Below are 25039 nucleotides of genomic sequence, written 5' to 3' on the forward strand. Positions count from 1 at the left end.
CAGTGCCTCCCGCCTCGTCCCGTCCGGCCCTGCGGCGCGCGTACGGAAGACGAACACGCCGGTGGCCGGGCCCGCGGAACCAAGGGGAGGTGCGGGCCCGGCCGTCGTGGGGGCAGGGTCACGGCCGGGGCCGTGGCGGACATTCCGGATGCCTCCGGCTGTCCGCGTCTGCGTACGGTCCGCGGAACTCAGCCGCCGGTCTCCCGGCCGGCGATGATCTCCGCGGCGGCCCGGCCGCAGACGCGGGCGGCGCCGTGGGTCGCGATGTGGAGTGCTCCGGAAGGCGGCGCCTGGGGCAGGCCCATCTCCACCACGACCGTGTCCGGCCGGGCGGTGAGCAGGGCGTCCAGGGCGTTCGCCATCCAGGGGTGCCGGTGGACGTCGCGTACCACTGCGACGATCCTGCGGCCGGCAGCCTCCTCCAGCACCTGTGCGGCCGGTCCGCCGTGCCCCGACCGTTCGGCCCGCTCGCGGCTCCATGAGCCGGTCGCGGTGCCCGGGAGCAGCCGCGCCAGTTCGGCGGCGAGGCCCCAGGGCGTCTCGTCGCCGACGGCGATGTTGGCCACGGGGGTGAGGGCGGCGACGTACGGCGGCCCGGTCAAGGGCGTGTGGTCCTGCCGGACGGTGACCTTCAGCGCGCGGCGGGCGGCCTCCAGCCCGACCCGGGGGTCGCAGGACGCCGCTCCCCCGGCGCGGGCGGACGCCTCGGCGGTCCAGCGGGCCAGGGCGCGGACCCGGTCGGCGGCGTCGGCGAGCCGTTCCTCGGACAGTTCGCCCCCGGCCACGGCCCTCACCAGGGCGTCGCGCAGGCGCAGCACGGTCTCCTCGTCGGCCAGCCCGCCACCGACGCAGAGGGCGTCCGCACCCGCGGCGACGGCCAGTACGCTGCCGCGCTCGATGCCGTAGGTCCCCGCGATGGCCCGCATCTCCATGCCGTCGGTGACGATCAGGCCCTCGAAGCCGAGCCCGCCCTCGCTTCGGGGCGCGCGCAGCAGGCCGGTCAGGGCGGCCGGGCTGAGCGTCGCCGGAAGCGCCGGGTCCAGGGCGGGCAACAGGATGTGCGCACTCATCACGCACTTGCTGCCCGCGGCGACCGCCGCCCGGAACGGGACCAGTTCGCGCTCCGCGAGTGTGGCCGGATCCGCGTCGATGCGCGGCAGGGCGTGGTGGGAGTCGACCGAGGTGTCGCCGTGCCCGGGGAAGTGCTTGGTGCAGGCGGCGACTCCGGCGGACTGCAGCCCCTCGACCCAGGCGGCGGTGTGCCGGGCCACCAGTTCCGGCGTGGAGCCGAAGGAGCGGACGCCGATGACCGGGTTGTCGGGGTTGGAGTTGACGTCGGCCGAGGGCGCCCAGTTGAGGTTGACCCCGCACTCGGCGAGTCTGCGTCCCAGTTCACGGGCGACGGCGCGGGTCAGTCCGGTGTCGTCGACCGTGCCCAGGGCGTGGTTGCCGGGGAAGGACGACCCCGTGCGCGCCTCCAGCCGGGTGACGTCGCCGCCCTCCTCGTCGATGGCCACCAGTACGTCGGGGCGGACACCGCGCAGCTGGGCGGTGAGCGCGGCCAGCTGCGCGGGGGATGTGATGTTGCGGCCGAACAGGCCCACCGCGGCGAGCCCCTCGTCCAGCCGGCGCAGCAGCCAGTCGGGCGCGGTGGTGCCGGTGAAGCCCGGCTGGAGCACGGCCATGGCGTTGCGGACCAGGGTGCCGGTGGTGCCGGTGAGAGTCGTCATGGGAGCGACGTCATCCCTTCACTGCGCCGGAGGTGAGGCCCGTGGCCATCTTCTTCTGGAGGAGCATGAAGAAGACCACCACGGGGATGGCGATGAGGACGGAGCCGGCCATCAGGGCGCCGTAGTCCGTGCCGCGGTCGGTGGTGAAGTTCATCAGCCACACGTTGAGTGTGTACTTGTCGTTGTCCTGCAGCAGGATGTACGCGAACAGGTACTCGTTCCACGCGGTGACCAGGGCGAAGATGGAGGCCGCCGCGAGGCCGGGGGCGACCAGCGGGAAGATGACCCGCCAGAAGGCGCCCATCCGGGTGCAGCCGTCCACCATCGCGGCCTCCTCCAGCTCCTTGGGCACGTTGATCACGAAGCCGCGGATCATCCAGGTGGCGAAGGGCAGCACCGAGACCGCGTAGACGACGATCACGCCCCAGTACTCGTTGAGCGCGCCCAGGTTGTTGAGCTGGATGTAGATGGGGATGAGCATCGCCGTCGGCGGCAGCAGCTGGACGAGGATGAGGACCGTCATGAACGGCTTGCGGCCGTAGAAGTCGAAGCGGCCGATGGCGAACGCGGCGATGGTGCCGATGAAGATGGCGCCGGCCACCGAGGTGCCGCAGATGATCAGACTGCTCTGGATGGCGGTCCAGAAGTTCGGGGACTCGGTGGCGCGGACGAAGTTGTCGAGGGTGAAGGAGGACGGCCACAGCGTCTGGTCGTAGCTGCGGATCTCGCGGTTGGGCCGGAAGGCGCTGAGGACCAGCCAGTAGACCGGGAAGGCCATCACCGCGAAGGCGGCCAGGCCCAGCACGTTGTACAGCAGCCGGCTGCGCTTGCGGTCCGGGCGCAGCTCGTACGCCGGGTCGTCGCCGGTGGCCGCCTCGGGAGCCGCCACGGGCGTGGTGGCGGGCGGGGTGGAGGTGCTCACTCGACCTCTCCTGTCTTCATCAGCTGACGCAGGTAGTACACGGCCACGCCGGAGAGCAGCAGTACGGTGATGAGCGCGATCGCCGTGCCCTGGCTGAACGAGGCGCTCTCGAAAGCCTTGCTGAACGAGTACAGGCCCAGCAGCTCGTACTCGGGCTCCGGCTTGTTGGCGCGCATCAGGAAGATCTGGCCGAAGACGTTGAAGTCCCAGATCACCGAGAGGGTGGCCACCATCTGGAAGACCGGCTTGATCACCGGGAAGACCACATGGCGGAAGACGCCGAGGGCGTTGGCGCCGTCGAGCTGGGCCGCCTCCTCCAGCTCCCCGGGCACCTGGGTGAGCGCGGCGTAGAGGGTGATCACCACGAAGGGGATCGCGCCCCACACGACCACCGCGCCGATGATGGTGAAGCCCTGCCAGGGCTCCAGGAACCAGTTGTGGCCCTGGAAGTCCACTCCGGGGAGCCTGCTCAGCAGGTTGTTGATCACGCCGTAGTCGGAGTCCGACAGCCAGCGGAAGATCGAGGTGGCCACCAGCAGCGGCATCGACCAGGCGGCCACCAGGGCCCCGGTCAGCAGCAGCCGTACCCAGGTGGACAGGCGCTGCATCAGCAGGGCCAGTCCCAGCCCCAGCCCCATGGTCGCCGTCACACAGACCACCATGAACAGCACGGTGCGGAAGGTGACCGCCCAGAAGTGGGAGTCGCCCAGGATGTTGGTGAACTGCTCGAAGCCCACCCACGGCGGGGTGGTGCCGCCCCACAGGTGCGCGCGGCGCATGTCCTGGAAGGACATGATCACCGTCTTCACCAGCGGATAGGCGAATACGGCGCCGACCGCGACGATCGCCGGGGCGATCAGCAGGTACGGCAGTCTCGCGCTCCCGCGCCGGCCGCCTCGCGGACGGCCCGGGGACGGGCGGGACGGCCGGGGCGGCTTCGGCCCGGGACGGTGCGGTACGGCCGCCGGCGGGTCGGCGGCTTTGGTGTCGGCGGCGGTCACGGCGCTGGCCTTCCGTTCGTTCTCTTCACCGAAGGGGCGGGGGCCAAGGGCGCGAGGGCGCCCCTGGCCCCCCGCGGAATGCGCCGGAAGGCTCAGGGGTCGGGGAGCCTTCCGGCACGTCCTCAGGCCTCGTTGTTGATCAGCTCGTCGATCTTCTTGTCGGCCTCTTCGGTGGCGTCGGCCACCGAGGTGCCCTTGATGATCTCCAGCAGCATGTTCTCCAGCACGTTCTGGCTCTCGATCGCGGTCCAGCCGGGGGCGATCGGGGTGAACCAGGCGTCCGGGACCGCGTTGGCGATCGGGGCGGTCTCGGGCTTCTCCTTCAGCGGTTCGAGCTGCTCGGTGTTGTTCGGCAGGATGTTCTTGGAGGCCAGGACCTCCATCGACTTCTCGCTGGTGAACATCGAGACCCAGTTCTTGGCGAGGTCCTGGACGTCGGACTTCTGGATCACCGCGAGATCGGAGCCGCCGATGAAGGACGGCAGCGCCCTGCCGTCCGGGCCGGGCATGCCGGCGGTGGCGATCTTGCCCTCCAGCTCCGGGTTGCCGTTCTCGCCCTCGACGACGCTGCCGGCCTCCCACCCGTTGCCGTAGATCAGCGCGGCCTTCTCGTTGGCCATCACGTTGGCGTGGTCCTGCTCGTCCTTGGTCCGGTCGCCGTTGTTGTACTCCTTGACCAGGTCGATGAAGTGCTGGATGCCCTCGCGCGCCTCGGGGGTGCTCAGGGTGGCCTTCCACTCGCCCTTGCCCTCGTCGTACTCGGCTATCTGCCCACCGTACGCGGCGACGTAGGACATGGCGGCGTACCAGTAGCGGCCGGGCAGGTAGAGGGGGGAGAAGGCCTTGTCGTCGCCGTACTCCTCCGCGACCGCCTCCAGCGCCTCCTTCAGCTCGTCCTCGGTCTGCGGCAGCTCCTTTGTGCCCGCGCCCTTGTCGAACATCTCCTGGTTGAAGATCGCGACGCGCGCCCCGGCGTAGTAGGGGACGCAGTAGAGCTTGCCCTCGAAGGAGCAGGTGTCCTTCAGGCCCTGGATCCAGGTGTCGGAGTTGTCGTAGTTCTCCGGATCGATCTCGGCGAGGGCCCCGTTGAGGATGTAGGTCATGGTCTCGGTGTTGCCGAGCTCGACCACGTCGGGGAACTTGTCACCGCCCAGCGCCGCGTCGAGCTTCTTGGCCTTGTCGCCCCACTGCTGGTACTGGACCTTGACCTTGACCTTCGGGTACTTCTTCTTGAACTGGGCGTTGACGTCCTCGACCAGCTCGGGCCAGGTGCTCTGGGCGTCGTTCATCAGCCAGACGGTGAGCGTCTCGTCACGCTCCTCGGGGGCCTTGGAGGAGTTGTCCCCACCGTCCCCGCCGCAGGCGACGAGGCCGGTCATCATCGCCGCGGCACCGATCGCCGCTACGAGCTTGTGCTTCACGTGCTTCTCCTTCGGGATGCCAGAAGTCCCCCCGCCCGCCGTCCGAGATCTCCGCTCCCGCCGGATGGCCGCGTCTGCCGTACCGTGCGTGGCGGGCGCCGGGGTGCGTCGACATGCGACGAGTACGGCCCGTGGGGCTGGGCTGGCCTGTAGTGGTTTAGACCAGTGCCCGCAGCTTGGCCTAGACCTATATCGCTGTCAACGGTGTATAAAGCTCGCGGTCGCATCCGTTACCGGACCGACATCTGAGCCGGGACGCCCCCGGGGACGGCGACCGTGCCACGATGTGATCCGCTACGTACGGAGGAAGCCGGTGACGGCACTGGAGAAGTCACGACACGAGCCGGGAGGGCGCGCGATGGAGAGCGACGGGGCCACGAACACCGCTGCCGGCGCGGGCGCCCGCTCCGCCGGCGGCGCCGCCGGACGCACCGCGCGCGTGCCCAAGTACTACCGGCTCAAGCGCCATCTGCTGGAGATGACCGAGACGATGCCCCCGGGCACCCCGGTCCCGCCGGAGCGCACACTCGCCGGCGAGTTCGACACCTCCCGCACCACCGTGCGCCAGGCGCTCCAGGAACTGGTCGTCGAGGGCCGACTGGAGCGCATCCAGGGCAAGGGCACCTTCGTGGCCAAGCCCAAGGTCGCCCAGGCGCTCCAACTCACCTCCTACACCGAGGACATGCGCGCCCAGGGCCTGGAGCCCGCCTCCCAGTTGCTGGACATCGGCTACGTCACCGCCGACGACCGGCTCGCCGGGCTGCTGGACATCCCCTCCGGGGGCCGCGTCCTGCGCATCGAGCGGCTGCGGCTGGCCAGCGGTGAACCGATGGCCATCGAGACCACACACCTGTCGCAGAAGCGCTTCCCGGCCCTGCGCCGCAGTCTGGTGAAGTACTCCTCCCTCTACACGGCCCTGGCCGAGGTGTACGACGTCCACCTCGCCGAGGCGGAGGAGACCATCGAGACTTCCCTGGCCACCCCGCGCGAGGCGGGCCTGCTGGGCACGGACGTCGGCCTGCCGATGCTGATGCTCTCCCGGCACTCGCGCGACACCGAGGGCGAGCCGGTGGAGTGGGTGCGCTCGGTCTACCGCGGCGACCGCTACAAGTTCGTCGCCCGCCTCCAGCGCCCCGGCCGGGGGCGGTGACCGGGGCGGACCGCACGCCGCGGCCACGGTGATCCGGAGGGACGGAGCCGCGGCCACGCCCGTACCACCGAAGAGCCCCGGCCCCCTCCCGCTCGTCACGCCGGCGCGTGTGGCGATCGGCGTCTGCCTGCTCGCGCCCTTCGTCGCGGTGCTGTGGGTCGGTTCGTACACCAGGACCGAGCCGGCCCTCGCCGGAATCCCCTTCCTCTACTGGTACCAGATGCTCTGGGCGCCTCTCCCCGCCGCGCTGATGACCGTCGCGTACGCACTGGTGCGGCGCGGGAGGGCTGCACCGACTCGCCGCCCCGCGTCCGCGCCCCGTGCCCCACCGGCGGAAAGCCGTTGCGCCACAGCGGCCGGGACACCGCATGATGACCGCCATGGACATCACCATCAGGGCCGCGCGCCCGCACGAGTTCGAGGCGGCCGGGGAGCTGACGGCCGGGGCGTACCTCCGGGACGGACTGCTGGACTTCGGTGCCCAGGACCCGTACCTCGCCGTGCTGCGCGACGCCCGGCACCGGGCCGGGCACGCCGAACTGCTGGTGGCCGCGGGCCCCGTGGGCGGCGGGGCCGAGGAGGTTCTGGGCACCGTCACCTTCGCGGCGCACGGCGGCGAGTACGCGCAGATCGCGCGCCCCGGCGAGGGGGAGTTCCGGGTGCTGGCGGTACGCCCCGGCGCGCGCGGCCGGGGCGTGGGCGAGACCCTGGTGCGCGAGTGCGTGGACCGGGCCCGCGCACTGGACCTGGAGCGGCTGGTGCTCTCCAGTCATCCCCTGATGCACACCGCCCACCGCCTCTACAGGCGGCTGGGGTTCGTCCGCACCCCCGACCGCGACTGGTACCCCACCGAGGGCCTCTCCCTGCTGACTTTCGCCCTGGCCCTGAGGTGAGCACAGGGCGCCGGGCCGTGGTGCGGCACTCCACCCAAGAAGCCTTCCAACACAACATCTAGGGGTACTTGGCCGGGGCGGCACTAGATGTATGCTCATCTCGCTGTCGCCGCAGGGGAATCCGGTGTGAGTCCGGAGCTGTCCCGCAACGGTGTGCGGCGGGCTGCCCCCGTGTCGTTCGCACGGTCCGGGCCGTCCGCCGCGAGTCCGAGGACCTGCCGACGGTGTTCAGTCACACGTCCGGGTCCCGTGGGTTGGGCCGGCGGACGCGATCGGTGCGCCCTCTTCCGGCCGGGTGTGCCCGTACGCGCCTGCTCTCCTCCCCCGGGACCGTCGGCCCACGAGGGAGAGCACCGAGTGACCATCTCATCAGCGGAGCCCGCCACGGCCTCCGCACCGGCCCGTGCACCGGAGGACGACCGCCCGGGCGCGGCGCTGCTGCGCACCCTGGCCGGGCTCACCGCAGATCTGCCCGCCACCGACCCCGGGCGGGTCGCCGCCGCCGCGCTGCGCGGACGCCACCCCGGCGCGGACGAGGCCCGGTTGCGCTCCCTGGCCACCGAGGCCGCGGCCGGCCTCATCGCCGAGGAGCCCGAGTACTCGCGGCTCGCGGCGCGGCTGCTCGCTCCGGCGATCCGCCGGGAGGCGGCCGGCCAGGGCGCGGTGTCCTTCTCGGCGTCGGTGGCGGTCGGCCACCGGCAGGGGCTGATCGCCGACCGCACGGCCGGCTTCGTCGCCGAGCACGCCGGACGCCTCGACACACTGGCCGAGGACGCCCTCGAAGACGGCGCCGACGACCGTTTCGGCTACTTCGGACTGCGCACGGTCCACTCCCGCTATCTGCTGCGCCACCCGGTGACCCGCGCCGTGATCGAGACCCCGCAGTACTTCCTGCTGCGGGTGGCCTGCGGGCTGACCGCCGACTCCTCCGAGCGGGCGCTGGAGGAGGTGACCGAGCTGTACCGGCTCACCAGCACGCTGTCCTACCTCCCCTCCTCCCCCACCCTGTTCAACTCCGGCACCCGGCACCCCCAGATGTCGTCCTGCTACCTGCTGGACTCCCCCCGGGACGAGCTGGACTCGCTCTACGAGCGCTACCAACAGGTCGCGCGCCTGTCCAAGCACGCCGGCGGTATCGGGCTTTCCTTCTCGCGGATCCGCTCGCGTGGTTCGCTGATCCGCGGCACCAACGGCCACTCCGGGGGCATCGTGCCGTTCCTCAAGACCCTGGACGCCTCGGTCGCGGCCGTCAACCAGGGCGGCCGGCGCAAGGGCGCGGCCTGCGTCTACCTGGAGACCTGGCACGCCGACGTCGAGGAGTTCCTCGAACTGCGCGACAACACCGGCGAGGACGCCCGCCGCACCCACAACCTCAACATCGCCCACTGGATCCCCGACGAGTTCATGCGCCGGGTCGAGGCGGACGCCGACTGGTCGCTGTTCTCCCCCTCCGACGTCCCCGAACTGGTGGACCTGTGGGGCGAGGAGTTCGACGCCGCCTACCACCGGGCGGAGGCGGCCGGGCTGGCGGTGCGGACGGTTGCGGCGCGCACCCTCTACGCCCGGATGATGCGCACCCTCGCCCAGACCGGCAACGGCTGGATGACGTTCAAGGACGCCGCCAACCGCACGGCCAACCAGACCGCCGGGCCGGGCAGCGTCGTCCACTCCTCCAACCTCTGCACCGAGATCCTGGAGGTCACCGACGACGGCGAGACGGCCGTGTGCAACCTGGGCTCGGTCAACCTCGCCGCCCATCTGCGCGACCCCGCCGACGGGGACCCGCGCCCCGGCGAGGAACTGGACTGGGAGCGGCTGGACGCCACCGTCCGCACCGCCGTGCTCTTCCTCGACCGGGTGGTGGACGTCAACTACTACCCGACCGGGCAGGCCGCCGCCTCCAACTCCCGCTGGCGTCCGGTGGGTCTGGGGCTGATGGGTCTGCAGGACGTGTTCTTCCGGCTGCGCCTGCCCTTCGGCTCCCCCGAGGCCCGGCGGCTGTCCACCCGGATCTCCGAGCGCATCATGCTCGCCGCCTACGAGGCGTCCGCCGGCCTCGCCGAGCGCCACGGCCCGCACCCGGCCTGGTCCGCGACCCGCGCCGCCCGCGGCGTGCTCCACGTCGACCACTACCCGGACGCACAGATCACCTGGCCCGGGCGCTGGGCCGCGCTGCGGGAGCGGATCGCCGCCGCGGGCCTGCGCAACTCGCTGCTGCTGGCCGTCGCACCGACCGCGACGATCGCCTCGATCGCGGGCGTCCACGAGTGCGTGGAGCCGCAGGTCTCCAACCTCTTCAAGCGCGAGACGCTCAGCGGCGAGTTCCTCCAGGTGAACTCCTGCCTGGTGGCGGACCTCAAGCGGCTGGGCCTGTGGGACGAGCGCACACGCGAGGCGCTGCGCGAGTCGGGCGGCTCCGTCCAGGACTTCGCCCGGGTCCCCGCGGAGGTCCGGGAGCTGTACCGCACGGCCTGGGAGATCCCGCAGCGCGCCCTGATCGACATGGCCGCGGACCGCACCCCGTTCCTGGACCAGAGCCAGTCGCTCAACCTGTTCATGGCGTCGCCGACCATCGGCCGGCTCAGCTCGATGTACGCCTACGCCTGGAAGCGCGGCCTGAAGACCACGTACTACCTGCGCTCGCGTCCCGCGACCCGTATCGCACGAGCCGCGGGCGGCGCGTCCGCGGCCGTTCCCGCCCCCACCACCCCCGTACCCGTGGAGCGGGGGACGCCGGCCGCCGACGCCGTCGCCTGCTCCCTGGAGAATCCCGAGTCCTGCGAGGCATGCCAGTGACCGCCGCCACCCCCCAGACCCCCGCCGCCGGACCCTCCGCCGGCCGCACCCGGAACCTGCTGGACCCGGGCTTCGAGCTCACCCTGCGGCCGATGCGCTACCCGGCCTTCTACGAGCGCTACCGCGACGCGATCAGGAACACCTGGACGGTGGAGGAGGTGGACCTCCACTCCGACGTGGCCGATCTCGCGAAACTCCCCCCGGGAGAGCAGCACCTGATCGGGCGGCTGGTCGCCTTCTTCGCCACCGGCGACTCGATCGTGGCCAACAACCTGGTGCTGACGCTGTACAAACACATCAACTCGCCCGAGGCGCGGCTGTATCTGTCGCGGCAGCTGTTCGAGGAGGCAGTGCACGTCCAGTTCTACCTGACCCTGCTGGACACCTACCTGCCCGACCCGGACGAGCGCGCCGCCGCCTTCGACGCGGTGGAGAACATCGACTCCATCCGGGAGAAGGCCGAGTTCTGCTTCCGCTGGATGGACTCGGTGGAGTCGATCGACCGGTTGGAGAGCAGGTCCGACCGCCGCCGCTTCCTGCTGAACCTGATCTGCTTCGCGGCGTGCATCGAGGGCCTGTTCTTCTACGGCGCCTTCGCCTACGTGTACTGGTTCCGCTCCCGCGGCCTGCTGCACGGGCTGGCCACCGGCACCAACTGGGTCTTCCGCGACGAGTCGATGCACATGTCGTTCGCCTTCGACGTGGTGGACACCGTCCGGGAGGAGGAGCCGGAACTGTTCGACGACGAGTTGCGGCGGCAGGTCGAGGAGATGCTGGAGGAGGCTGTCGAGGCCGAGCTGCAGTTCGCCCGGGACCTGTGCGGCGAGGGCCTGCCGGGGATGAACACCGAGTCGATGCGCGAGTACCTGCGGTGCGTGGCGGACCAGCGGCTGGTCCGGCTGGGCTTCCCCGCCCGCTACGGCGCGTCGAACCCGTTCTCCTTCATGGAGTTGCAGAACGTCCAGGAACTGACCAACTTCTTCGAGCGCCGCGCCTCCGCCTATCAGGTCGCGGTCGAGGGGTCGGTCTCCTTCGACGACGACTTCTGATCCTCTTCCTCCTTCCCCGAAGGCGTCTGCCCCCGAAGCCCCGCGCGGGGCTTCGGGGGCAGACGCCTTCGGGGGGTGCCGTTCCGAGGGGGTGGCGCGGTCAGATGCCGCAGCTGGAGGCCGACCAGAAGCGGCTGGAGCGGTGGTCGACGTGGGTGTGGTCGTTGTGGCCGGGGTAGCCCGGGCCGAGGATGCCCCGGAAGCCGTGGTAGCGGGCCTGCTGCGCCATCCTGCACAGGGTGTGCGAACCGGCGCCGAGGTCGACTCCGTCGCCGTAGAGGTGGCGGCTGTTGGAGGAGCCGCCCACCGCGCTGTTGCAGGAGTAGGAGCGGAAGCCGCTGGTCACCCGGATCGGCGCGTCACCCAGCGCGTGGCGCATGGCCTCCAGCTTCCACATGGAGATCAGGGCGTTGCGCTTGGCCGTCGCCGCACTCACCGCGCCGCCGCTCCAGGTGGAGTTGCACTGGTTCAGCTCGGAGTAGGAGAAGTGGGCCGGGGTGCAGTCGGCGTCCTGGAGGGCGTAGATCTTGCTGAAGGTCTGCGGGCCCGCGACGCCGTCGGCCGACAGACCGTACGCGGCCTGGAACCGCTTGACGGCGGCGGCGGTGGCCGGGCCGTAGGAACCGTCGATGGCGAGCACATTGCCGTAACCGGGGTAGCCGGACATGCGCACCTGGAGTTCGGCGACGTCCGAGCCGGACGTGCCCTGGGAGAGGGTGCGGTTCCAGGTGTAGCACGTGTCGGCCTGGGCGGTGCCCGCGGTGGTGACCGCGCCGACCAGTGATGCTGCCGCGATCATGACAACACTGAGGATGAGACGGACGGTGCCTCTGAGCATGGTGCCTCCGTGTTGGAACAGTGGGGCCTCCGAGAGTGGCGGAGAAGGTCTACCCGCGTCAACACACTGCCGAAAATGCCAATGGGCGGGCCACTGGAGGCCCGCCCACCGTCACACGCCGTTCACGACCGGCCCGCGGCCCGGAACCCGCACCGCACGGCCGTCGTACGACCGCCGCGGCACTGCCCGGCGGCGCCGCTCAGCCGTTGGGCACCGTCTCGTAGCGCGGGGTGTTCTCGGCCATCTGCCGCAGGGCGTCCTTGCGTTCGCGCTTGGAGAGGCGGTCGATGTAGAGGCGGCCGTAGAGGTGGTCCGTCTCGTGCTGGAGGCAGCGCGCGAAGTAGCCGGTGCCGCGTACCGTGATCGGCCTGCCCTCGGTGTCCTGCCCGCGCACGACGGCGTAGTCGGGGCGTGCGAGCGAGGCGTACGCGCCCGGCACCGACAGGCAGCCCTCATTGGAGTCGTCCAGCACGCGCCGTTCGGCGGGCAGTTCCTCCAGCACCGGGTTGCAGACGACGCCGACATGCCGCACGCCCTCGTCGTCCGGGCAGTCGTAGACGAAGACCTTCAGGTCGACACCGATCTGGTTGGCGGCCAGGCCGACGCCCTCCGCCGCGCGCTGACTGGCGAACATGTCGTCGACCAGCTTGGCCAGTTCGCCGTCGAACTCGGTGACGTCCCCGCACTCGCGGTGCAGCACCGGATTGCCGACGACGGTGATCGGACGGGCGGTGCCGCGCTCGCGATGGGTCCGCTCGCGCTCCTCGCAGTCCTCCGTGTCGACGACGAACCCCTCGTCGTCCACGCGCTGCCCGGTCTCGTGCTCCGCCATCTTCGCCGTACGCCTTCCTCGGTGCTCCACCACAACTCGTACAGAGTACGGGCAGACTCCCGGCTCCGTGCGCGGCCGGCCGGTATCAGCAGACCTCTTCCAGGTCCCGCCACTCACGGGTGTCCGGGCTGTCGGCGACCCAGCCGTCCAGCAGCCCCCGCACCAGGGAGGCCGGGGCCGCCAGCCCGCACTCGCGCTCGGGCACCCACAGCTCTCCCGACGTCATGTGCCCCAGCGGCCCCGGATGCCCGGGCACGCTGTGGTCGTGCGGATCGTGCCGGGGGGCGCCCTCGCCCTCGTCGCTGGGCATCCGGCTCTCCGAGCAGGAGCGGCACAGCAGCCGCACCGACGAGGACCAGTCCTCGGCCGCGAAACCCGCGTCCGCCGCCAGCCGCTCCAGTGCGTCCCGGTCCGCCTCGGTCGCCGCCTCCAGCAGCACCACCCAGGTGGGCACCGGCGAGGGTGCCCAGAGTTCTATCTCGTCGAAGACCGGATAGGCGTGGCCCGCGGCCGTGGTCCGTTCGCCGTGCGGCACCCCGTCGTGCAGCACCACCTCGCCCCAGCGGCGCCCGGAGGACGGCAGCGGGATGTTCTGCACCTCGATGCGGGCCGGGTCCAGCCGCCGTCCCCACACCACTTCGGCCTCGCCCTCCGGCGACAGGCGCACCGCGGCGCTGCCCAGTTCCATGCCGGCCGGCGGGCCGGTACGTGCGTCGTCGCCGGGGGCCGCCGTCTCCGGCACCCGCAGGCCGTACGCCTGCCAGGCGCGCCGGGCCAGGGCCCAGTCCTGCAGCGCGGTGGCCGCGATGCCCACGTTCCACCAGTCGGGCGCCCCGGCCGGCCGGTCCAGGAGCGCGACGGCGCGCAGCCCCGCCGCGCGCGCCTGCTCCCAGTCGTGCCGGAACTTGTGCAGCAGCGCGAGGTTGAACCAGGACTCCGACAGCCACGGCTCCAGATCGGCGGCACGGGTCAGCAGCGTGCCGGCGTCCTCGTAGCGTCCGTCACCGATGAGCGTGAACGCGCGGTCGGTGACCACCCGCCAGTCGGCGGAGGGCCGGTGCCTTGCCTTGCCGAAGATCCTCACGATGTTCCCGCCTGACTCCCGCCTGCTGCTCCCGACCGTCCTCGCGGCCGTCTTCCCGCGGTCCCCGCCGCGGTGTCCGTGCCGCGATCTTCTCCCAGCCGCGGTTCCCGGTTCGCATCCAACCATGCCCACCCGGGTGCGCGCTCATTACCCGTCGGTCGTAGGGGTACCGAGCGGTTCGGGGCGCGGGGGCACGCCCTGCACGACGGCACAAAGGGGCCTCCGGCCGCCCGGTTCACAGCCGGGCGGAAGCCGAGCGGGTTAGCACGCTCGGGTGATGCGGCGGAGGCGCGGGGTGACATGGCGCACAGGACGCGCGAAGGCGTCCGCGCCGGAACTCCGGCCGGGGCACCGGCCGTACGGGACGGAGTACGGTACGGGGCGCGGGCACGGGCTCCGCCCCGGTGGCCGTCAGAGTTGTTCCCCGCCGGCCTCGCCCGGGCCCCCGAGGGGAGCGGTGCGGGACTGGTCCGGCCGGCCCGTCCCGGGCTCGACCACGGGCTGCTCCGGCACGGCCTGCCCGGCGCGGATCAGCTCGATGCGTCCCATCACCTTGGAGCGCAGGCCACCGGGCACCTCGTCGTGGCCGCAACACCGCTTGACCAGCTTCTTCACGGCCTGTTCCAGGCCGTACTTCTCCAGGCACGGCGAGCACTCCTCGAAGTGCTCCCTGAACTTCGTCAGATCGCCGTCGGGCATCTCGCGGTCCAGGTACTCGTACAGGTGGTCCAGGACCTCAGCGCAGTCCGTCTCGTGCGGCTCTCCGCAACTCATGAGCCCGAGCCTTTCCGGTCGTGCGACTCCTCGGGCGCGGCGGCGCCGTTCGCGCCCGCCGGGACCAGCCCGCGCTCACGGGCGTAGTCCTCCAGCATGCCGCGCAACTGCCGGCGACCGCGGTGCAGGCGGGACATCACCGTGCCGATGGGTGTCCCCATGATGTCCGCGATCTCCTTGTACGCAAACCCCTCGACGTCCGCGAGGTAGACCGCGATGCGGAACTCCTCGGGGATGGCCTGGAGCGCCTCCTTCACGTCCGAGTCGGGCAGCCGGTCCAGCGCCTGCGACTCGGCCGAGCGCAGCCCGGTCGACATGTGCGACTCGGCGCGCGCGAGCTGCCAGTCCTCGATCTCCTCGGCCGCGCTGCGCTGCGGTTCGCGCTGCTTCTTGCGGTACGAGTTGATGAAGGTGTTGGTGAGGATGCGGTACAGCCACGCCTTGAGGTTGGTGCCCTCGCGGAACTGGTGGAAGGACGCGTACGCCTTGGCGTACGTCTCCTGCACCAGGTCCTCCGCGTCCGCGGGGTTGCGCGTCATGCGCAGCGCGGCGGAGTACATCTGGTCCAGGAAGGCGAGAGCGTCCCGTTCGAAGCGCGCGTTCCGTTCGGCGTCCGTCTCCACGGGTTCCCTGGGCGCAGCGTCGTCGGTCGCGGCGACCGGACCCACCTCCTCCGATACGGCTTCGAGTCCGTTGCCGGACCCATTCGAACCGGAGAATAGACGACGGTCCGTTCCCTCCGCCGCCTGGAGGGGGACGTCGTCCCCGACGGGTCCGGCGAGCCTCAGTGTCGCCCAGTCCACCCGGGCGGCTGTGGCACGGGTACCCGCAGGGCGGGACGGGCATGCGATCGAACCCATGTCGGGTGGACTCCCTCTCCTCGCGCGAACGTGCGGTCCGTACGTGTCCCGCAGCAGGACAACACGCCCGTGCGGGGGATCATTCCCGTGCCAGCCACTCGCGCACCGCGCCGGTGATCACGCCGAGCGCCTCCTCCTGGCCGGGCGCCGCCCTCTTCCGCACGGCGAAGCCGTGGTCGCCCCCGGGCACCTCGACGACCTCCACGCCCTCGGGGAACTCACCGGGCCGCCCGAAGGGATCGCGTCCGCCCTGGACGACCAGGGTCGGCACCCCCGCCCCCAGCAGCTCACCGGCGCGGGACCGCTCCGGCTTCCCCGGGGGATGCAGGGGGAAGGCGAGCGCGAGCACGGCGCGCGCACCGAGTTCGGCGGCGGTCCGGCATGCCACGCGCGCCCCGGCGCTGCGCCCCCCGGAGACGACCGGCAGCCCTTCCCTCTCCAGGGCGGGCCACACCGCACGCCACCCCTCGTCCAGCTTTCCGGGCGCGGGCGCCAGCTTCCTCCCCGCCACCCGCCAGGGCTGCTCGACCAGGGCGACCGAGACGCCGTGCGCGGGCAGCGCGTACGCCAGGGCCCGCAGGTCCCGCGCCTCGACGCCGCCCCCGGCGCCGTGCCCGAGTGCGAGGACCAGGCGCGGCCGAGCGGCACGCCGCCAGGTGATCCGGGCCGGGCCGGCCGGCGTGGCGACCTCCTCGGCGGGGCCGTCCGTGCCGGGGCCGCCGGTGGTACCGGTGGTGCCGGTGGTACCGGTGGTGCCGGTGGTACCGGTGGTACCGGTGGTGTCGTCGCTCACCGGCTCAGAACAGCGTCCCGGCCTCGGGCACGTCAAGCTCCTCCAGCAGTTCGGGCCCGTTGTTGCGCACGTTGCTGACCTCGCCGCGCACCGGATAGGCCCGCATGGCCCCGGCGGGCGGCGGGACCAGCAGTCCGCGCACGTCCTCCGCGTCGGTGCGGGCCGGGTCCAGCCAGGCGTCCCAGCGGTCGGGGGTGAGCGCCAGCGGCATCCTGGGGTGGATGTCGGCGAGGGAGCGCGGCCCGTCCCCGACGGCGTCCGCGAACGGTTCGCCCTGCGCCTCGGTGGTGATCACCGTGCAGGTGGCCCACCAGGCCCGGGGGTGGTCGTCGGGCAGCGTCCCGTCCCGCCAGAACTCGTAGAGCCCGGCCATCGCCATCACCGAGCCGTCGGCCGGCGTCACGAAGTACGGCTGCTTGCGGGGCCGCTTCCGCCTGCCCTTCTCCTCCTCCTGACGCTCGGCCGTCCCGGTGACCCACTCGTAGTACCCGTCGGCGGGCAGCAGGCAGCGCCGGGCGACGAAGGGACGGCGGTAGGAGGGCTTCTCGTGCACCGTCTCGGCCCGCGCGTTGATCATCTTCACGCCCACGTCCGGGGACTTCGCCCAGGAGGGCACCAGCCCCCAGCGCAGCGTCCTGAGCTGGCGTACGGGACGCGGATCGCCGCTGTCCTTCAGCGGCCGTTCCAGCACCGCGTACACCTGCTTGGTCGGGGCCACGTTCCAGTCGGGCGCCAGCTCCTCGGCCGGGTCCCGCTTCTCCACTCCGAAGAGCCCGGCCAGTTCACCGGCCGATCGGCTCGCCGCATACCGTCCGCACATGTCCGCCACCCTGCCACGTCCGTGCGGCCGGCGGCACCGTGAACGGCCGTACGGGCTCCGGGCAGGGGCCGTGGCACACTGCGGGGCACCGCCTCGCGGCCGGGGGAGCGCGGCGCGCGGGACGGGTCGGAACGGCCGCGACAGGCCAGGACGGACGCAGCGGGCGCGACGGGCCGCAGGGGAAACCGCAGGGGAAGGGGCCGGCCGGACATGGACACGGACAGCATCGCCGAGGTCTGGGACCGCGTCGTCGGGACGCAGCCCGACCCGTCGTTCGCGGTCGTGGCGGCCACCGGGCTGGTGGCCCTGGCCGTCGTCGCCGCACGGGGGCCGTGGCGGGTGGCGCGGAACGCTGTGACCATCGCCCATGAGGGCGGACACGGGATCGTGGCGCTGCTGACCGGGCGGCGGCTGGAGGGCATACGCCTGCACTCGGACACCTCCGGACTGACCGTCTCCCGGGGACGGCCGAACGGGACCGGGATGGTGCTGACGGCCGCCGCCGGTTACACCGCGCCGTCGCTGCTCGGCCTGGCGGGGGCGTGGCTGCTGGCCGCCGGGCACGTCACCGCGCTGCTGTGGGGGGCCACGGCGCTGCTGCTGGCGATGCTGGTGATGGTGCGCAACGCCTACGGGGTGCTCACCGTCGTCCTCACCGGCGGGGTGTTCTTCCTGGTGTCGTGGTTCGCCGGGACCGAGGTGCAGGCGGCTTTCGCGTACGGGGTGGTGTGGTTCCTGCTGCTGGGCGGCGTGCGGCCCGTCTTCGAACTCCAGGGCAAGCGGCGCCGGGGCGAGGCCCCGGACTCCGACGCCGACCAGCTCGCGCGGCTGACGAACGCGCCCGCACCGCTGTGGCTCCTGCTCTTCCACGCCGTCGCGCTGTGCTCGCTGACCGGCGGCGGACGGTGGCTGCTGGGGCTGTGACCCCCCGCTCCGGGCCCCGCCGCGGCCTCCCGCCCGTCCCTGCCCACCCGGACGCCGCCCGGCCCCGCCCGGCCGCCTCCGTCCGCGCCTTCTCCGTGTCCGGTCAGGATCACCGGCCCTCCGGAGCCACTAAAGTTGACCCCATGACCGACCACACCACTGTCTGGCCTGCGCCGCTCGCGTCCGGCGCCGTCGACGCGACCGTCACCGTGCCCGGATCGAAGTCGGTCACCAACCGCGGTCTGGTGCTCGCAGCCCTCGCCTCCGAGCCCGGCTGGCTGCGCCGCCCGCTGCGTTCGCGCGACACCCTGCTGATGGCCGAGGGACTGCGCACCATGGGGGTGGGCATCGAGGAGACGGTGTCCTCCAGCTCCGTGCCCGTCGCGGGCGGTGCCGCCGGCCCCGGGTCCGGCGGCGAGGCCTGGCGCGTCATCCCCGCGGGGCTGCACGGTCCCGCCACCGTGGACGTCGGCAACGCCGGCACCGTGATGCGCTTCCTGCCACCGGTGGCCGCCCTGGCCGACGGCCCGGTCCACTTCGACGGCGACAAGCGATCCCACGAACGCCCCCTCCACGGCGTGATCGACGCGCTGCGCGCGCTGGGCGCCCGTATCGACGACGGCGGGCGCGGCGCGCTGCCGATGACCGTGCACGGCGGCGGATCCCTGACCGGCGGCACGGTGGAGATCGACGCCTCCTCGTCCTCCCAGTTCGTCAGCGCCCTGCTGCTTTCCGGCGCCCGCTTCAACCAGGGCGTGGAGGTCCGCCACACCGGCGGCCCGCTGCCGTCCATGCCGCACATCCGGATGACGGTCGAGATGCTGCGTGCCGCGGGCGCCCAGGTGGACACCCCCGAGTCCGGGGGCGAGCCGAACGTCTGGCGGGTCACGGCCGGCGCCCTGCTCGGCCGCGATCTGGTCGTCGAGCCCGACCTGTCCAACGCCCAGCCCTTCCTCGCCGCCGCGCTGGTCACCGGCGGCCGGGTGACCGTCCCGGACTGGCCCGCGCACACCACCCAGCCCGGTGACGCGCTGCGCGAGATCTTCACCGAGATGGGCGGCCGCTGCGAGCTGGACGAGCGCGGTCTGACCCTCACCGGCACCGGCCGGATCCACGGCATCGACGTGGACCTGAGCGAGGTGGGCGAGCTGACCCCCGGCATCGCGGCGGTCGCGGCGCTGGCCGACTCCGAGTCGCGGCTGCGCGGCGTGGCGCACCTGCGGCTGCACGAGACCGACCGGCTGGCCGCCCTCACCAAGGAGATCAACGGGCTCGGCGGCGATGTAAACGAGACCGGGGACGGGCTGGTCATCCGCCCGCGCCCGCTGCGCGGCGGGATCTTCCACACCTACGAGGACCACCGGCTGGCCACGGCGGGCGCGGTGCTCGGCCTGGTCGTCGAGGGCGTGGAGGTGGAGAACGTCGCGACGACCGCCAAGACCCTGCCCGACTTCCCCGAGCTGTGGAACGCCATGCTCGAAGGGGACGGGGGCAGAGGGTAAGAGGCGGAACGGCCATGCGCCGCTACGGCAAGCACACCGACGAGGACGACATCCGGATCCGCCCGGGCCGCCGGAGCAGTCGCCCGCGCACCAGCATCCGGCCCAGGCACGAGGACGCCGCCTCCGGCTTCGTCCTGACCGTCGACCGGGGCCGGATCACCTGTCTGGTGGACGGCCGCACGATCACCGCCATGAAGGCCCGCGAGCTGGGCCGCAAGGGCGTCGTGGTCGGCGACCGGGTGGCGGTCGTCGGCGATCTTTCGGGGGCCAGGGACACCCTGGCGCGGATCGTGCGGGTCGAGGAGCGTTCCTCGGTGCTGCGGCGCACCGCCGACGACAACGACCCCTTCGAGCGGGTCGTCGTCGCCAACGCCGACCAGCTCGCCATCGTCACCGCCCTGGCCGACCCCGAGCCCCGCCCCCGGCTGATCGACCGCTGCCTGGTGGCAGCCTACGACGCGGGTCTGGAGCCGCTGCTGGTGCTCACCAAGTCGGACCTGGCGCCGCCCGGCACGCTGCTGGAGACGTACGCCCCGCTGGGGGTCCGGCATGTGGTGACCGACCGCGACGAGCTGGCCGACGGCGCAGCCGCCGACCGGGTGCGCGAGTTCCTGTGGGGCCGGACCACCGCCTTCGTGGGCCACTCCGGGGTCGGCAAGACCACTCTGGTCAACGCACTCGTCCCGCCCGACCGCAGGCGGGCGACGGGCCACGTCAACGCGGTCACCGGGCGCGGGCGCCACACCACGACCTCGGCGCTGGCGCTGCCGCTGCCCGGCGAGGTCTCCTTTCCGCCGGTACCGGAGGGCGGCTGGGTGATCGACACCCCGGGTGTGCGGTCCTTCGGCCTGAACCACATCGACCCGTCCCGGGTGATCCACGCCTTCCCGGACCTGGTGCCGGGCACGGACGGCTGTCCGCGCGCCTGCGGCCACGACGAGCCGGACTGCGCGCTGGACTCCTGGGTGGCCGACGGCCACGCGGACCCGGCCCGGCTGTTCTCCCTGCGCCGCCTGCTGGCCACGCGGGAGCGCCGGGAGGGCGACTGACCCCGGGTAAGCCGCCCGCCCCGGCGCGCCCTCGGGTATCAGCGGAACAATGCCCGCAGCACCTGGGTGACATGGGCGCCCGCGGCCTCCTCGGTCACCTCGGGCGGGCCGTCGCAGGGCGCGACGACGTAGGACAGCGCCAGCCGCAGACCCACCTCGCAGGCGTGGCGCAGCGCGGCGGGGCCGATCGCGCCCGGGTCGGCGGCCGCCCCCGCGGACACCAGCGCGGCGGCGGTACGGTCGCGCAGTCCCGCCGCCGCCCGGTCCGCCTCCGGCCCGGGCGGGGGCAGCCGGGACTCCCAGCAGCCGGTGAGCGCGGCGCGCACCAGGGGGTCGCGGTGAGCGGCGCCTACCACCGAGACGGCGGCCGCGGCACAGCCTGCGACGGGATCGGCGGCCGGGCCGGCGGTGGCCCGTGCCACCCGCCGCGCGGCACGGGCGGTGTGGTCGAGGAATGCCTCCAGTTCGCGGGCCACCAGGGCCGTGCCGAGCCCGTCCTTGGAGCCGAACTCGCTGTAGAGGGTCTGGCGGGAGAAGCCGGCCGCCGCGGCGACCTCGACCATGCGGACCCGGGGCCACGGTCTGTCGTGGAGGGCGACGCGGGCGGCGCGCAGCAGGGCCTGGCGCGCCGTGGGCGGGCCGGCGGAGTCGGCGGCGCGACCGGCGAGACCGGCGAGACCCCTGACGGGGTCTCCGGCCGGGTCTCCGGCGGAGGGCGTCACCGAGGTCATCGACGCCTCCCCGGGCACAGCCGATCGCGCACAGCATCGACCCTGTCGCAGAGGGTGTCAAGACGCCTCGCAACGCCTCACCGCCCCGGGCGTACGGCCACACACCCGGTTGGTCACTCCCGTGTGGCTGGCCGGCCGCGCCGCTGGATACTGTTCGTCCATGCCCGACTACCACGATGACCTGCGTCTCGCCCACGTGCTGGCCGACACCGCCGACGCCACGACGATGGAGCGGTTCAAGGCCCTCGACCTCAAGGTCGAGACCAAACCCGACATGACGCCGGTGAGCGAGGCCGACAAGGCGGCCGAGGAGCTGATCCGCACCTCCCTGCAGCGGGCGCGGCCGCGCGACGCGGTGCTGGGCGAGGAGTTCGGCAGCGAGGGACGCGGGCCGCGCCGCTGGGTCGTCGACCCCATCGACGGCACCAAGAACTACGTGCGCGGCGTCCCGGTGTGGGCCACGCTGATCGCGCTGACGGAGCGGACCGAGGAGGGCGACCGACCGGTGGTCGGCGTGGTGTCGGCTCCCGCCCTGAACCGGCGCTGGTGGGCGGCACTGGGGGCCGGCGCGTACAGCGGCCGCAGTCTGACGTCCGCGACCCGGCTGTCGGTCTCGCGGGTGGCCCGGGTACAGGACGCCTCGTTCGCGTTCTCCTCGCTCGGCGGCTGGGAGGAGCGCGGCAAGCTCGGCGGCTTCCTCGACCTGACCCGGGACTGCTGGCGCACCCGCGGCTACGGCGACTTCTGGCCGTACATGATGGTCGCCGAGGGGTCGGTGGACATGTGCGCGGAGCCGGAGCTGTCGCTGTGGGACATGGCGGCGAACGCGATCGTCGTGCAGGAGGCGGGCGGCACCTTCACCGGTCTGGACGGGCGCGAGGGCCCGCACAGCGGGAACGCGGCGGCTTCCAACGGTCTGCTCCACGAGGACCTGCTCGCCTACATCGGCGACTGAGCGCGCCACCGGCTTACGGTCAACCCTCCCCCGCAAGGCCCTTGTTGTGGCTGCGATGGCATGTGAACATGAGAATCCGCCCGCTTGTGACTTTGTGAATCCCTTCTCCAGCGCGGGGACTCACCAAGGAGGTGGCACCAACCGCCATGACCACCCTCGTCCGTGACGCCATGAGCACAGTGGTTCTCACCATCGGCCCCGCCCACACCCTCCGCCAGGCCGCCCGGCTGATGTCCGCCCGGCGGGTCGGCGCGGCCGTCGTCCTCGACCCCGACGCCGGCGGCGTCGGCATCCTCACCGAACGCGACATCCTCAACTCCGTGGGGGCCGGGCAGGACCCCGACCGGGAGCCCGCGCACCTGCACACCACCACCGACGTGGTCTTCGCCGCCCCCGGCTGGACCCTGGAGGACGCCGCACGGGCCATGGCCCTCGGCGGGTTCCGCCATCTGATCGTGCTCGACGACCGGGAGCCGGTGGGGGTGGTGTCGGTGCGCGACATCGTCCGCTGCTGGTCCTCGGTGCGCCGGGACACACCCGTCGCGCCCGCCGGGGTGGCGGCCGCCTGAGGGCGGCCGCCCCCCCCGGGGCACTCCCCGGAACACACCGGAGGGACCGGAGCCCACTGGCGTCCGGTCCCTCCGGGTTCGTACGGCGAGGAGCCGATGGATCAGCCGCGCAGGGCCTTGACCGCGGCCTCCAGCCTCCTGCCGTAGTCCTCGTCGGCCTGGCGGAAGTTCTCGATGGCCCGCTTGACGATGTCGTCGCGCGAGACCTTCGAGATGAAGCCGGCCAGATTGTCGATCAGGCGCCCCTTCTCCTCCTCCGTCATCAGGCGGTAGAGGTTGCCGGCCTGGACGAAGTCGTTGTCCTCGGCGTGCGAGGGGGCGGGGATGTCACCGGTGGTCCCGGCGACCGGGGCCGGCTGCCACAGGGCGCGGCCGGTCTCGTTCGGGCCGCCGAAGCTGTTGGGCTCGTAGTTCTTCGCCCCGCCGTGGCGGCCGTCGTACATGAAGCCGTCGCGGCCGTGGCTGCGGGCCTCGGTGGCGTGCGGGCGGTTCACCGGCAGGTGGTCGGCGTTGATGCCCACCCGGTAGCGGTGCGCGTCGCCGTAGGCGAACAGCCGGCCCTGGAGCATCTTGTCCGGGGAGGGGCCGATGCCCGGCACGAAGTGGTGCGGGGAGAAGACCGACTGCTCGACCTCGGCGAAGATGTTCTGCGGGTTGCGGTTGAGCTCCAGCTTGCCGATCTCGATGACCGGGTAGTCCGCGTGCGGCCAGACCTTGGTCAGGTCGAACGGGTTGAAGCGGTAGTTCGCCGCCTCGGCCGCCGGCATGATCTGGACACCGACGGTCCAGCTCGGGTGGTCGCCGCGCTCGATGGACTCGCGCAGGTCCCGCTGGTGGCTGTCGGGGTCCTTGCCCGCCAAAAGGTCGGCCTCGTCCTGGGTGAGGCACTTGACGCCCTGGTCGGTCTTGAAGTGGTACTTGACCCAGAAGACCTCGCCCGCCTCGTTGTTCCACTGGAAGGTGTGCGAACCGAAGCCGTCCGTGTGGCGGTACGAGGCCGGAATGCCGCGGTCGCCGAAGAGCCAGGTCACCTGGTGCGTGGACTCCGGGCTCAGGCTCCAGAAGTCCCAGACGTTGTCGGCCTCCTGGGAGCCGGTGTACGGGTCGCGCTTCTGGGTGTGGATGAAGTCGGGGAACTTGATGGCGTCCTTGATGAAGAACACCGGGGTGTTGTTGCCGACGAGGTCGTAGTTGCCCTCCTCGGTGTAGAACTTCACCGCGAAGCCGCGCGGGTCGCGCACCGCGTCGGCCGCGCCCAGGTTGCCGGCGACGGTCGAGAAGCGCAGGAAGACCTCGGTCTCCTTGCCGATCTCGGAGAGGAACTTCGCCCGGGTGTACTTCGTCACGTCGGCGGTGACGGTGAAGGTGCCGTAGGCGCCCGCGCCGCGGGCGTGGACGACCCGCTCGGGGATGCGCTCGCGGTTGAAGTGGGCGAGCTTCTCCAGCAGGAGCTGGTCCTGGACCAGGACCGGGCCGCCCGAACCGGCGGTCTCGCTGTTCTGGTTGTCCGCGACGGGAGCACCGGCCTCCGTGGTCAGCGGACCGGTGTTCTCGATCTGGGCAGTCACATGCGCCTCCTGAATCCGTCCTGTCCCCTTGGCTTGAGCCGAACGTGATCCTACATTGGACATTGTCTAAGTCAAGAAGACGGTGAAGACCGTACACGATCCGGCCATGGACGTGCGCTGCTAAGGTGGAAGCATGAGTGACCTGCTACAACGTCTCCGGGATCGCGGCTGGCGGCTGACCGCCCAGCGGCGAGTGGTCGCCGAGGTCCTCGATGGTGAGCATGTCCACTACACCGCCGACGAGGTACACGCGCGCGCGACCGCGAAGCTGCCGGAGATCTCCCGCGCCACCGTCTACAACACCCTCGGCGAACTGGTCTCGATCGGCGAGGTGGTCGAGGTCAGCACGGACGGCCGCGCCAAGCGGTACGACCCGAACGCGCACCACTCCCACCAGCACCTGGTGTGCTCGCGGTGCGGTGTGATCCGCGACGTCCGCCCTTCCGGCGACCCGCTCGCCCTGCTCCCGGAGCGGGAGCGCTACGGATTCACCCTCGACGAGGCGACGGTCACCTACCGGGGGCTGTGCCCCTCCTGCACCTCCGCCTGACACGTCCGGAACTCTCCGGAGACCGCGCCCCTCGCACGGACGCACGGCACCCGCACAGCGCTCACGGCGGGCACGCGAAAACGACCGGTGTCCGGATCCCTGATCGGGACCCGGACACCGGTCATCAGTAGCGGGGACAGGATTTGAACCTGCGACCTCTGGGTTATGAGCCCAGCGAGCTACCGAGCTGCTCCACCCCGCGCCGTTGTGTTCACAACCTTAACCCAC

General features: G+C 72.1%; 23 protein-coding genes, 1 tRNA gene, 1 pseudogene and 1 riboswitch. Of the genes and pseudogenes, 11 read left to right on the top strand and 14 right to left on the bottom strand.

Going from position 1 to position 25039, the window contains the following annotated elements; translation table 11 throughout:
* Nucleotides 1-188: 188 nt before the first annotated feature.
* The 4 genes from ACGRHY_RS08270 to ACGRHY_RS08285 all read right to left on the bottom strand — a co-directional run bounded on the left by ACGRHY_RS08270 (nucleotide 189) and on the right by ACGRHY_RS08285 (nucleotide 5074).
* The gene (locus ACGRHY_RS08270) at nucleotides 189-1730 is read right to left on the bottom strand and encodes a glycoside hydrolase family 3 protein (RefSeq protein ID WP_394634736.1); all 1542 of its coding nucleotides are present in this window, start codon (nucleotides 1728-1730) and stop codon (nucleotides 189-191) included.
* A 10-nt stretch (nucleotides 1731-1740) separates the two neighbouring features.
* Nucleotides 1741-2619, bottom strand: a complete 879-nt coding sequence (locus ACGRHY_RS08275) for a carbohydrate ABC transporter permease (RefSeq protein ID WP_394637966.1) — start codon at nucleotides 2617-2619, stop codon at nucleotides 1741-1743.
* A 29-nt stretch (nucleotides 2620-2648) separates the two neighbouring features.
* A complete protein-coding gene (locus ACGRHY_RS08280) occupies nucleotides 2649-3653 on the bottom strand; it encodes a carbohydrate ABC transporter permease (protein ID WP_394634737.1) in 1005 nt (334 codons plus the stop codon).
* Nucleotides 3654-3775: 122 nt separating this feature from the next.
* The gene (locus ACGRHY_RS08285) at nucleotides 3776-5074 is read right to left on the bottom strand and encodes an extracellular solute-binding protein (RefSeq protein ID WP_394634738.1); all 1299 of its coding nucleotides are present in this window, start codon (nucleotides 5072-5074) and stop codon (nucleotides 3776-3778) included.
* A 358-nt stretch (nucleotides 5075-5432) separates the two neighbouring features.
* On the opposite strand from ACGRHY_RS08285, the gene ACGRHY_RS08290 reads away from it, so the two are divergent.
* The 5 genes and pseudogenes from ACGRHY_RS08290 (at nucleotide 5433) to ACGRHY_RS08310 (ending at nucleotide 10962) form a co-directional block, all read left to right on the top strand.
* Nucleotides 5433-6224 (top strand): GntR family transcriptional regulator, encoded by a 792-nt coding sequence (locus tag ACGRHY_RS08290; protein WP_394637967.1) that lies wholly within the window; start codon nucleotides 5433-5435, stop codon nucleotides 6222-6224.
* Between the two features lie 109 nt (nucleotides 6225-6333).
* A pseudogene (locus tag ACGRHY_RS08295) lies at nucleotides 6334-6495 on the top strand (DUF3311 domain-containing protein); the annotation flags it as partial.
* Between the two features lie 109 nt (nucleotides 6496-6604).
* Nucleotides 6605-7117, top strand: a complete 513-nt coding sequence (locus ACGRHY_RS08300; protein WP_394634739.1) for a GNAT family N-acetyltransferase — start codon at nucleotides 6605-6607, stop codon at nucleotides 7115-7117.
* A gap of 56 nt (nucleotides 7118-7173) precedes the next feature.
* A riboswitch (cobalamin riboswitch) is annotated at nucleotides 7174-7354 on the top strand.
* Nucleotides 7355-7474: 120 nt separating this feature from the next.
* A complete protein-coding gene (locus ACGRHY_RS08305; protein ID WP_394634740.1) occupies nucleotides 7475-9913 on the top strand; it encodes a ribonucleoside-diphosphate reductase subunit alpha in 2439 nt (812 codons plus the stop codon).
* Nucleotides 9904-10962, top strand: a complete 1059-nt coding sequence (locus tag ACGRHY_RS08310; protein WP_394634741.1) for a ribonucleotide-diphosphate reductase subunit beta — start codon at nucleotides 9904-9906, stop codon at nucleotides 10960-10962. The genes ACGRHY_RS08305 and ACGRHY_RS08310 overlap by 10 nt, the downstream gene beginning before the upstream one ends.
* A gap of 100 nt (nucleotides 10963-11062) precedes the next feature.
* Here the strand turns inward: ACGRHY_RS08310 and ACGRHY_RS08315 are convergent, their stop codons facing one another.
* The 7 genes from ACGRHY_RS08315 to ACGRHY_RS08345 all read right to left on the bottom strand — a co-directional run bounded on the left by ACGRHY_RS08315 (nucleotide 11063) and on the right by ACGRHY_RS08345 (nucleotide 16963).
* Entirely contained in the window at nucleotides 11063-11800 is a 738-nt protein-coding gene (locus tag ACGRHY_RS08315; RefSeq protein WP_394634742.1) for a D-Ala-D-Ala carboxypeptidase family metallohydrolase, read from the bottom strand.
* A gap of 199 nt (nucleotides 11801-11999) precedes the next feature.
* A complete protein-coding gene (gene def / locus ACGRHY_RS08320) occupies nucleotides 12000-12632 on the bottom strand; it encodes a peptide deformylase (protein ID WP_394634743.1) in 633 nt (210 codons plus the stop codon).
* Nucleotides 12633-12717: 85 nt separating this feature from the next.
* Nucleotides 12718-13716, bottom strand: coding sequence for a tetratricopeptide repeat protein (locus ACGRHY_RS08325; protein ID WP_394634744.1), 999 nt, complete (start codon nucleotides 13714-13716; stop codon nucleotides 12718-12720).
* Between the two features lie 411 nt (nucleotides 13717-14127).
* Nucleotides 14128-14490 carry a mycothiol system anti-sigma-R factor gene (gene rsrA / locus ACGRHY_RS08330; protein ID WP_394634745.1) on the bottom strand — a complete coding sequence of 121 codons (363 nt, stop codon included), beginning with the start codon at nucleotides 14488-14490 and terminating at the stop codon, nucleotides 14128-14130.
* On the bottom strand, nucleotides 14487-15158 hold the full coding sequence (locus tag ACGRHY_RS08335; protein ID WP_165869470.1) for a sigma-70 family RNA polymerase sigma factor: 672 nt from the start codon (nucleotides 15156-15158) through the stop codon (nucleotides 14487-14489). The genes rsrA and ACGRHY_RS08335 overlap by 4 nt, the downstream gene beginning before the upstream one ends.
* 271 nt (nucleotides 15159-15429) lie before the next feature.
* Complete coding sequence (locus tag ACGRHY_RS08340; protein WP_394637968.1) at nucleotides 15430-16011, bottom strand: alpha/beta hydrolase family protein; 582 nt, start codon at nucleotides 16009-16011, stop codon at nucleotides 15430-15432.
* Between the two features lie 136 nt (nucleotides 16012-16147).
* Complete coding sequence (locus ACGRHY_RS08345; protein ID WP_394634746.1) at nucleotides 16148-16963, bottom strand: SOS response-associated peptidase; 816 nt, start codon at nucleotides 16961-16963, stop codon at nucleotides 16148-16150.
* Between the two features lie 210 nt (nucleotides 16964-17173).
* Here ACGRHY_RS08345 and ACGRHY_RS08350 point away from each other — a divergent pair, with 210 nt between their 5' ends.
* The 3 genes from ACGRHY_RS08350 (at nucleotide 17174) to rsgA (ending at nucleotide 20438) form a co-directional block, all read left to right on the top strand.
* Nucleotides 17174-17887, top strand: coding sequence for a M50 family metallopeptidase (locus tag ACGRHY_RS08350; RefSeq protein ID WP_394634747.1), 714 nt, complete (start codon nucleotides 17174-17176; stop codon nucleotides 17885-17887).
* 143 nt (nucleotides 17888-18030) lie between these two features.
* Entirely contained in the window at nucleotides 18031-19389 is a 1359-nt protein-coding gene (gene aroA, locus ACGRHY_RS08355; RefSeq protein WP_394634748.1) for a 3-phosphoshikimate 1-carboxyvinyltransferase, read from the top strand.
* 14 nt (nucleotides 19390-19403) lie between these two features.
* On the top strand, nucleotides 19404-20438 hold the full coding sequence (rsgA, locus tag ACGRHY_RS08360) for a ribosome small subunit-dependent GTPase A (RefSeq protein ID WP_394634749.1): 1035 nt from the start codon (nucleotides 19404-19406) through the stop codon (nucleotides 20436-20438).
* Nucleotides 20439-20476: 38 nt separating this feature from the next.
* On the opposite strand, the gene ACGRHY_RS08365 is transcribed toward rsgA, so the two are convergent.
* Nucleotides 20477-21169, bottom strand: coding sequence for a TetR/AcrR family transcriptional regulator (locus ACGRHY_RS08365; protein WP_394634750.1), 693 nt, complete (start codon nucleotides 21167-21169; stop codon nucleotides 20477-20479).
* A 160-nt stretch (nucleotides 21170-21329) separates the two neighbouring features.
* Between ACGRHY_RS08365 and hisN the strand changes: the two genes are divergently transcribed.
* Both hisN and ACGRHY_RS08375 read left to right on the top strand, forming a co-directional pair.
* Complete coding sequence (gene hisN / locus ACGRHY_RS08370) at nucleotides 21330-22124, top strand: histidinol-phosphatase (RefSeq protein WP_394634751.1); 795 nt, start codon at nucleotides 21330-21332, stop codon at nucleotides 22122-22124.
* A gap of 146 nt (nucleotides 22125-22270) precedes the next feature.
* On the top strand, nucleotides 22271-22693 hold the full coding sequence (locus ACGRHY_RS08375; protein ID WP_394634752.1) for a CBS domain-containing protein: 423 nt from the start codon (nucleotides 22271-22273) through the stop codon (nucleotides 22691-22693).
* A gap of 101 nt (nucleotides 22694-22794) precedes the next feature.
* Here the strand turns inward: ACGRHY_RS08375 and ACGRHY_RS08380 are convergent, their stop codons facing one another.
* Nucleotides 22795-24261, bottom strand: a complete 1467-nt coding sequence (locus tag ACGRHY_RS08380; protein ID WP_394634753.1) for a catalase — start codon at nucleotides 24259-24261, stop codon at nucleotides 22795-22797.
* Nucleotides 24262-24394: 133 nt separating this feature from the next.
* Between ACGRHY_RS08380 and ACGRHY_RS08385 the strand changes: the two genes are divergently transcribed.
* Nucleotides 24395-24811: a Fur family transcriptional regulator gene (locus ACGRHY_RS08385; protein ID WP_394634754.1), complete on the top strand. Its 417-nt coding sequence runs from the start codon at nucleotides 24395-24397 to the stop codon at nucleotides 24809-24811.
* 128 nt (nucleotides 24812-24939) lie between these two features.
* Here ACGRHY_RS08385 and ACGRHY_RS08390 read toward each other — a convergent pair.
* A tRNA-Met gene (locus ACGRHY_RS08390) sits at nucleotides 24940-25013 on the bottom strand.
* Nucleotides 25014-25039: the final 26 nt, after the last annotated feature.

Origin of the sequence: Streptomyces shinuiensis (genome assembly GCF_043660855.1) — a bacterium.
Taxonomy (GTDB): Bacteria; Actinomycetota; Actinomycetes; order Streptomycetales; family Streptomycetaceae; genus Streptomyces.